The following is a 2,998-nucleotide window of genomic DNA, read 5'->3' on the forward strand; positions in this document are numbered from 1 at the left end:
ACAAGCAATAGCAATCACAAACAACCGGTATTCGAGAACAAGCTGAACCGACAGTTTAATGCTGCTATCCCGAATCAAGTCTATGTTGGCGACATTACTTACATTTGGACACGAAAAGGCTGGCTGTATCTGGCTGTTGTCATTGATTTTTTTCCAGGAAGGTTGTTGGCTGGAGCATGGGGTCAAGAATGAAAGCGAAGCTGGTTTGTGATGCACAGAGAATGGCGATCTGGCGGCGCTAGCCACAAGCAGGATTGATTGTGCATTCGGATCGGCACAATATGCCAGTAAGGAATACCGGAAGCTTCTGTAGTATCAGCCGCACCGGCGATTGCTTCGACAATGCCGTAGCAGAAAGCTTTTTTGGTAGCCTCAAACAGGAACGAATCCACTGGAGCCATTACCAAACCCGTTATGCAGTTCAGCAAGATGTGCTGCACTATATTTCCATGTTTTATAACATGGCATCGACTGCATTCATACTTGGGGTATAAAAGTCCGAAGCAATATGAAGTAGAAATGGAAGAACTGAAAAAAATCACTTAACTGGAGTGTCCGGTTTTACTTGCCCAGGTCAGTACGCTATAGCCCAGTGGAATTCAACATTTAACCGTCTTGGGCGACTCATCGTTTAGAGCGCTTTTGGTATTCATCCAATAATAGAGTGCACCGGATCAAATTTGATTAGCACCATACAAATGGCTTCAATGCATTTTTTCACAACTTTGTACTTTTAATTTTAGTGAGGTAGTAAATATGAGAATTTATCAACTAGCATTGCTTACTCCTGGTTTACTTGCACCAATCACCAAGACAGCCCAGATAAAGCAATCAAGCAAGAATCACATGACCCGGTTTAGTGTCACTAGGACGATTCTATTTGTATTGATTAGTGCTTTGTGTTTTCTTGCTCCAGTGACTCATGCCGCTAATTTGCTATTTAAGTCGAATTTCGGGCCTGGCGTTTCGCTAGGGACGCCCACCGGCTTTTATAGAAATGGAGCATGGCAACACATTCTCGGTGCAGATAAGGAAACTGGATTTTCTTGGCCCATTAAAGCTCTGGGTGCAGATTTCTCAGGTATTCAAATGATTACAATTGACCCAGTTGATTCCACATCAGTCGGAGAGTATATAACCAATGAAATCAGGCAAGTTACTGGGCCGAAGGGGAATTTAGTTAATGAGCTTTTCCAAAATGTCAAAATAAAAGGCGATTTAGGGCAAGCCGGTTCACAAGCTCCGTTATTGATTAACAGACCGTGGACAATCGGTGATGTGAATGATTTGTATATAACTTACTGGCTTAAATTTCCGGCAGACTTTCCATCCAAACTCACCCGTGATGTACCGGGGGCGGGGTGGCGTGATATGTTCGCATTTAAAACAGGGGGGTATTTGAATGATTGGCGAGGTGATTATCGAGTCAGTATAGTTATATTGAAGGGAACCGATGGCCAGCTCTATTGGCAGACAAAGGGTGACAACGTGGCCAATGGCCCATGGCCGAGAGTGGATTATTGGACTATAGACAACCGTACCGTTGCTGTTCCTGTAGGTAAATGGTTTAAATTTGAAGTTTACTGGCACCGGTCAAAGGGTAGCGACGGGCGTTTCTGGGCGGCAGTCGATGGTAAAGAGATTGTCGATTATTTTGGTCCGAATATGGGGGGCTACAATCTTCCGATAACTCGTATTATAATTAGTAATCCTTATAGTGCTGGTTATCCAACTGTCGAATCTCATTCCACAGGCTTGGAAATATGGGATGGTTTTCCATGTGGAGAGGGTGTGTCGTGCAGCAATTTTGATACTGCCGCTCCTTCAACACCTACTTCACTGACGCTAAAATTATATGATTATGCTACTGCCGCAGGGGTTGGATTATCTTGGAGCGCATCCTCGGATGCTATAGCGGTTGCGGGGTATAACATATATCGAAATGGAACAAAGGTTGGCCAGAGCACTACAACGAGTTATAGAGATGTGATTTATGGCAGTTCTACCGGATCACTCTATAGTTACACTGTTAGAGCATTTGATGCGGCAGGTAATTTATCTCTGCCAAGTCCTGCGGCTCTGACAACTTATTAGGTATTATTCTACATTCTGAGTATTTCCGTCGCTAAGAACTAAATCGATGAACGAGAGAAAAATGGCATTCAGTTTGTCAAAACTTAAGCTTAGTACAAATTGCTTAGTTGCATAGACCATTTTTTGGCGATATTGCTGAGAGCCAAATAGTACAATTTGATCATGGCTTCATCGTTGAGAAACGATCCACGGTTTTTGCTGACTTTGCGTAGGCTCATGTTGACAGATTCAATCGCATTGGTGGTGTAAATAATGGGCCGTATCTCAGGCGGGTAGTCGAAAAACGGAATGATGCGCTGCCAATTATTGCGCCAAGACAGAGCAATCGGTGGATAAGCATTGTTCCACTTATCTTCAAAGTCTGCTAGCTCGGTGGCGGCGCTGTAGACCAAACGTAAATCAGCAGCTACTTCCTTGCGTTTATTCCAGCCGACGTAGTTGAGACTGTTACAAACCATGTGCACGATGCAGTGACCTTGCCCTGTAGAAACGTATTTCTTAACTGAGGTTAAACTATAGAAGCTAAGGAGACGAAGAAATGAAAGCAGAAAAGGTCAGGAGAGCATCGTATACACTGGAATACAAATTGGAAGCGGTGCGATTGGTTCAGGGTGGTCAATCATGCGCAGAGACAGCCAAAGTTCTGGGGATGCCGAGTCAGACATTAGAGAACTGGGTTCGGCAGGCGGCAAAAGGCCAATTGGCAGGTGCAGGAGCCAAGCCGGTCAGTGCGGAACAAATGGAATTGACGCGCCTGAGGGCAGAGCTTGCAAGAGTGAAGATGGAGCGTGACATTCTAAAAAAAGCGGCGGCGTACTTTGCGCGGGAATCAGTGTGAAGTACGCCTGGATTGAACGGCACAAAAGCTATTGACCGGTTACCCGGCAATGCGAAGTGCTTAATG

At 44.8% G+C, this 2,998-nt stretch carries 1 protein-coding gene and 3 pseudogenes; 3 read left to right on the plus strand and 1 reads right to left on the minus strand.

Translation table 11 applies throughout. The annotated features are described in order from the left end of the window. Together BLU57_RS15510 and BLU57_RS15515 are read left to right on the plus strand one after the other, a co-directional pair. Positions 1–546, plus strand: a pseudogene (locus BLU57_RS15510) (IS3 family transposase); the annotation flags it as partial. A gap of 210 nt (positions 547–756) precedes the next feature. Further along, positions 757–2,094 carry a hypothetical protein gene (locus tag BLU57_RS15515; RefSeq protein WP_090322896.1) on the plus strand — a complete coding sequence of 446 codons (1,338 nt, stop codon included), beginning with the start codon at positions 757–759 and terminating at the stop codon, positions 2,092–2,094. 104 nt (positions 2,095–2,198) lie between these two features. Here the strand turns inward: BLU57_RS15515 and BLU57_RS15520 are convergent. Further along, positions 2,199–2,642, minus strand: a pseudogene (locus tag BLU57_RS15520) (transposase); the annotation flags it as partial. Between BLU57_RS15520 and BLU57_RS15525 the strand changes: the two are divergent. Next, positions 2,633–2,964, plus strand: a pseudogene (locus tag BLU57_RS15525) (transposase); the annotation flags it as partial. The pseudogenes BLU57_RS15520 and BLU57_RS15525 overlap by 10 nt on opposite strands. Positions 2,965–2,998: the final 34 nt, after the last annotated feature.

It is taken from the genome of Nitrosomonas oligotropha (assembly GCF_900106555.1).
In the GTDB taxonomy this organism is placed as follows: Bacteria; Pseudomonadota; Gammaproteobacteria; order Burkholderiales; family Nitrosomonadaceae; genus Nitrosomonas; species Nitrosomonas oligotropha_A.

Excerpts from the sequence above, each read along its gene's own strand:
- BLU57_RS15515 (WP_090322896.1), top strand. The coding sequence starts at position 757 with ATGAGAATTTATCAACTAGCATTGCTTACTCCTGGTTTACTTGCACCA.